The organism is Erythrobacter sp., from assembly GCF_038133525.1.
Taxonomy (GTDB): domain Bacteria; phylum Pseudomonadota; class Alphaproteobacteria; order Sphingomonadales; family Sphingomonadaceae; genus Qipengyuania.
This window is the reverse complement of the sequence record NZ_JAYPTL010000089.1, coordinates 1-5,021: the sequence shown is the minus strand read 5'-3', so window position 1 is coordinate 5,021 and position 5,021 is coordinate 1. Positions and strand designations below refer to the sequence as shown.

Sequence of the window (5,021 nt, the reverse complement as noted above, 5' to 3'; positions counted from 1 at the left end):
CCGCCGCATCGCTGACGGTGACGTTTGCCGGGCGGCGCTGGGCGTCGCCTTCGGCTGGGCGCACGGTGACTTTGAAGCCTTCGCCTGCGAAGGTCGTACCGCGCTTCACGGCCTCAAGCCCGCCAATGGCGGCATCGGTCATCACAAGCACATTGCCGATGCGAACCACTGCTTTGCCGGGAAGCGCCTTGTCGTTCATCGCCGCGGCAATCAGCATTTCCTGTTCGCCAACCATCAGCGTGCAGCCGCCATCGCGCGGCCCCAGATTGACCCCGCCAACATCGCCCAGCTGCTGCAAGGCAGTCAGATCGACATTGGCCGGCGGTGCAGGCTGTGCAGTATTCGGTGCATCCGGATCAGGTTGTGAAGGATCGAGCTGCTGCGAACCGTCCTGTCCGATCCGAGCCGCGAAATCGTCCGCGCTTTCCTGCTGCTCAGCTGACTGTGAGCAGGCCGCGAGCGCGACAAGGGCGAGAGGGAGAAGGCGGCGCATCATTCGGCATCCTTCTTCTTCGTCGCGGCCTTGCGCTTGGCTGGAGCCTTCGCCGCCGCAGGTTTCTTCGCAGCGGCCTTCTTCGCCGCGGGCTTCTTTGCAGGGGCCTTCTTCTTGGCCGGAGCCGCGGCCTTGGCCGGCTCCGCAGGCTTCGGAGCTGCTGCGGGGGGCGGCGTTTCGGCTTTCTCATCCCCCGGAAGTACGTAGTCCGCCCCTTCCCACGGCGACATGAAATCGAACTGCCGCAGGTCCTGCGCCAGTTGAACCGGCTCATAGACGACGCGCTTTAGCTCTTCCGAGTAACGCAGTTCCTGGTAGCCAGTCAGCGGGAAGTCTTTGCGGAAGGGATGCCCTTCAAACCCGTAATCAGTCAGGATGCGGCGAAGGTCGGTGTTTCCGGCGAACAGCACGCCGTACATGTCGAACACTTCGCGCTCAAGCCAACCAGCATTGGGCCAGAGCGTCGTCGCAGTCGGCACCGGCGTATCTTCGCTGGCCCGACATTTGACGATGACGCGGTTGTTGGTTGTCACCGAAAGCAGCATGTAGATGACTTCGAACCGCTCGGCCCGGGCTGGATAGTCCGCACCGGCGATTTCCATCAGCTGCTGGTATTCGTGTTCGTCCCGCAGGATGCGCAGCGCATCCTCGACGCTGTCGCGCTTCACATGGAGCAACAGTTCACCATGGGCCTCGGTCGCTTCGACGAGATGATCGCCTAGCGCCTTTGCCAGCGTGTCCTTGAGCCCCTCGATCTGCGTGAAACGGGGCGCGGAATGTAGCGTTGCCATAGCCTCGCCCCTACCTCTGGATCGTGCCCGTGCGGCGGATCTTCCGCTGCAGTTGCATCACGCCGTAGAGCAACGCCTCGGCTGTCGGCGGGCATCCGGGCACATAGATGTCGACCGGCACGATACGGTCGCAACCGCGCACGACGCTGTAGCTATAGTGGTAATAGCCGCCGCCGTTGGCACAGCTCCCCATCGAGATGACGTACTTGGGGTCCGACATCTGGTCGTAAACCTTGCGCAGCGCCGGGGCCATCTTGTTGCACAGTGTACCCGCAACGATCATCACGTCCGACTGACGCGGCGAAGCGCGGGGGGCAGCACCAAAACGTTCCATGTCATAGCGCGGCATGTTGACGTGGATCATTTCGACCGCGCAGCAGGCGAGGCCGAAAGTCATCCACCACAGCGAGCCGGTACGCGCCCAGTTGAACAGGTCCTCGGTGCTGGTGACGAGGAAACCCTTGTCGTTCACCTCGGTCTGCAGGGCGTGGAAATAATCGGCGTCCGGCTGGCGAACGTCACCCGGCTGTGCCGCCGGCGGCATGATGATGCTCTGCTGAGCCATCGGGTTACTCCCACTCCAGCGCGCCGACCTTCCACGCATAGGCGAGGCCGACGGCGAGTTCGAACAGGAACACCATCATGGTGGTCCACCCAGCCCAACCGGTAAGGTCGAGACTGACCGCCCAGGGAAACAGGAAAGCAGCTTCAAGATCGAAGATGATAAAGAGGATCGCGATAAGGTAGAAACGCACGTCGAACTGACTGCGCGGATCTTCGAAGGCGGGGAAGCCGCATTCATACTCGCTGAGCTTCTCTGCATCGGGGTTGTGAGTCCCGGTCAGCCGCGCCACGCCCATCGGCAGGAACACGAACAGCGCCGAAAGGCCCACCGCGATGAACAGGAAGATCAGGATCGGAAGATATTGCTCGAGGTCGACCACGTAGGAATCCATCTGGGCTCGAAATTCGGCCTGCCTCTAGGCGGACGGGCTCGCGGGCGCAAGGGGTCGGGCCGTGCAAATTTGGCGACAACCCTTGCGCGCTTTTCGCCACATACGGGAGGTACTCGACAGCCCGCGGGCCAGCACTGGCTTGCGCTACCCTTCACCCTGCGTATTGATCCCAGACTTGCACAGTCTGGCATCCATTCCCGCTCGCTCACTCGCTGCCTGACGAGTTCAAAGCGTTGGTACGCCCTATTTCATCATGCCTTTGACCGCTTTTTCGGTCGCGGCTCCATAGGGCGGCTTGAACCCGCCGAGCTTGGCTATGTCGATCTTGGGCTGGGTGTAGACGCTACGCGCATGGCTGAATTCCCGGAAGCCTTCCACCCCGTGATAGCTACCCATACCCGAGGCACCCACCCCGCCGAACGGCAGATCGTCCATCGACACGTGGAAGATCACGTCGTTCACGGTAACACCGCCGCTGATCGTCTTGGTCAGCACCTTCTCGCGCTCATCGGCACTCTCACCGAAGTAATAGAGGCCGAGCGGACGATCGTGCTCATTCACGTAGTCAATCGCATCGTCGATACGGCTATAGGTCTTCACCGGGAGAACCGGCCCGAAGATTTCTTCCTTCATCGCCAACATGTCGTCGGTGACGTTCTTGAGAATCGTCAACGGCATCTTGCGCGCATTGGTGTTCGAGAAATCCTCATTGCCGGGATTGACCTCGATCACCTCGGCGCCCTTGTCCCTCGCATCCTGCACCAGGCTCTTGAGACGGTCGAAGTGGCGGTCGGAGACGACGCTGGCGTAATCCTCGTTCTCGAGCAGTGTCGGGTACATATTGGCCGTGCCCTGCCACACGCCATGGATTGCTTCGTCCTGCTTGCTTTCAGGGACGTATAGGTAGTCGGGCGCGAGGCAGATCTGCCCAGCGTTCATCATCTTGCCCAGCGCAACACGCTCGCCTGCCTTCGCGAAATCCGCGCTCTCACCCATGAACACCGGGCTCTTCCCACCCAGCTCGAGGGTAACCGGCACAAGGTTCTTCGAGGCGGCCTCCATCACTCGCCGTCCAGTCGCTGTCGACCCGGTGAAGATGAGGTGATCGAACGGCAACTCCGAGAAGGCCGCAGCCACTTCAGGGCCCCCAGTGAACACAGCGCATTCATCTGGAGTGAAGTACTCCGCGATCAGTTCCTTGGTCAGCAGGCTGGTTTTCTCGGTAAACTCCGAAGGCTTGATCATCGCACGGTTGCCCGCTGCGAAGACCTGCATAAGCGGTCCGAAACTGAGGTTTACCGGGAAATTCCAGGGGCTGAGGATGCCGACGACTCCCTTGGGTTCGTAGCGAAGTTCTGCCTTCGCGCCGAGCAGGCCCAACGGAAACTGGACATGACGCCTTTCCGGCCGCGCCCATTTTTCCATGTTTTTGAGGCAGTACTTCCCGAAGTTCACTGTGCCGCCGATATCGGTAATCATCGATTGATGCGGACTACGGCTGCCGAAGTCGGCACTCATGACCTTGCACAGATCTTCTCCGTGCTTCTTCAGAAGTTTGATGGCGCGTTCGATACGATCACGGCGCAAAGCCATCGGTTCCGGCCGCATCTGATGGTGCGCGGCGCGCTGTTTGCGTAGCACCGTTTCCATTTCCGCCTTGCGATCATCCGCCATCGTATTCTCCCCTCGTCCATGTTGCGCTGCAGCGACGCAGGCCCTATCTCGCCTGCACGATATTCCAGAAGCCAAGGACCTGCACAAGATGACCCAGTTCAGCGCCGCCGATCCCGTCGTGATCCTTTCCTATGCCCGTACGCCGATGGGCGGCATGCAGGGTGCCCTCTCCGAAGTTTCCGCAACCGATCTGGGCGCCACTGCAGTCAAGGCAGCTGTGGAACGTTCTGGCGTTGCGCCTGAGAAGTTCGACCGGACCTATATGGGCTGCGTCCTGCCCGCGGGCCTCGGTCAGGCTCCCGCACGCCAGGCCTCGATCAAGGCCGGCCTGCCAAAATCGGTACAGGCGACAACGGTGAACAAGGTTTGCGGCAGCGGCATGCAGACGGTCATCATGGGCGCCGAAGCCCTTGCCAGCGGGACGGTCGACTATGTCGTCGCCGGCGGCATGGAGAGCATGACCAACGCACCCTACCTGCTCAAGAAGCATCGCTCGGGCGCCCGCATCGGGCATGACACGACTTACGATCACATGTTCCTCGATGGACTCGAAGATGCCTATGACGTCGGCCGCGCGATGGGCACCTTCGCCCAAGATACTGCCAACGAATACCAGCTTACTCGCGAAGACATGGACGGTTACTCAATCGAGTCGTTGCGTCGTGCCAACGCCGCGATCGAGAACGGTGCGTTTGAAGGCGAAGTGGTTAGTGTGACCTTCGCTACCCGTGCGGGTGAAGTCACCATCGATACCGATGAACAGCCCGGCAAGGGCAAGCCGGAGAAGATTCCTACCCTGCGCCCTGCCTTCGCCAAGGACGGCACCATTACCGCAGCAACTTCCTCATCGATTTCCGATGGCGCTGCCGCGGTCGTGCTGACTCGCGAGAGCCTTGCGAATGCCAATGGTCAGACCCCGGTTGCCAAGATTGTCGCCATCGCGGCCCATGCTCAGGAGCCCAAGGACTTCACCGTGGCCCCGGTCGGTGCGATCAGCAAGCTGCTCGAAAAGGCTGGCTGGTCGACCGACGACGTCGACCTTTGGGAAGTGAACGAGGCCTTCGCCTGCGTCGCGATGTTCGCCATGCGCGACATCGGCATCCCGCA

General features: G+C 61.2%; 6 protein-coding genes. 1 reads left to right on the top strand and 5 read right to left on the bottom strand.

Annotated elements, in window-relative coordinates; all coding sequences use genetic code 11:
• The 5 genes from AAFM29_RS15785 to AAFM29_RS15765 all read right to left on the bottom strand — a co-directional run.
• Positions 1-493, bottom strand: a 493-nt coding sequence (locus AAFM29_RS15785) for a hypothetical protein (RefSeq protein WP_341713737.1), incomplete at its 3' end; no start/stop codon positions are given.
• Positions 493-1,284, bottom strand: a complete 792-nt coding sequence (locus AAFM29_RS15780; protein ID WP_341713736.1) for an NADH-quinone oxidoreductase subunit C — start codon at positions 1,282-1,284, stop codon at positions 493-495. The genes AAFM29_RS15785 and AAFM29_RS15780, both read right to left, overlap by 1 nt.
• A gap of 10 nt (positions 1,285-1,294) precedes the next feature.
• Complete coding sequence (locus tag AAFM29_RS15775; RefSeq protein WP_341713735.1) at positions 1,295-1,849, bottom strand: NADH-quinone oxidoreductase subunit B family protein; 555 nt, start codon at positions 1,847-1,849, stop codon at positions 1,295-1,297.
• A gap of 4 nt (positions 1,850-1,853) precedes the next feature.
• Positions 1,854-2,228: an NADH-quinone oxidoreductase subunit A gene (gene ndhC / locus AAFM29_RS15770; RefSeq protein ID WP_173216304.1), complete on the bottom strand. Its 375-nt coding sequence runs from the start codon at positions 2,226-2,228 to the stop codon at positions 1,854-1,856.
• A 255-nt stretch (positions 2,229-2,483) separates the two neighbouring features.
• Entirely contained in the window at positions 2,484-3,914 is a 1,431-nt protein-coding gene (locus AAFM29_RS15765; RefSeq protein WP_341713734.1) for a coniferyl aldehyde dehydrogenase, read from the bottom strand.
• Positions 3,915-4,002: 88 nt separating this feature from the next.
• On the opposite strand from AAFM29_RS15765, the gene AAFM29_RS15760 reads away from it, so the two are divergent.
• A partial coding sequence (locus AAFM29_RS15760) for an acetyl-CoA C-acyltransferase (RefSeq protein ID WP_341713733.1) occupies positions 4,003-5,021 on the top strand: 1,019 nt, incomplete at its 3' end.

Bases quoted from the DNA above. Each gene is read 5' to 3' on its own strand.
- AAFM29_RS15775 (WP_341713735.1), bottom strand. From the start codon at position 1,849: ATGGCTCAGCAGAGCATCATCATGCCGCCGGCGGCACAGCCGGGTGAC.
- AAFM29_RS15780 (WP_341713736.1), bottom strand. From the start codon at position 1,284: ATGGCAACGCTACATTCCGCGCCCCGTTTCACGCAGATCGAGGGGCTC.
- AAFM29_RS15765 (WP_341713734.1), bottom strand. From the start codon at position 3,914: ATGGCGGATGATCGCAAGGCGGAAATGGAAACGGTGCTACGCAAACAG.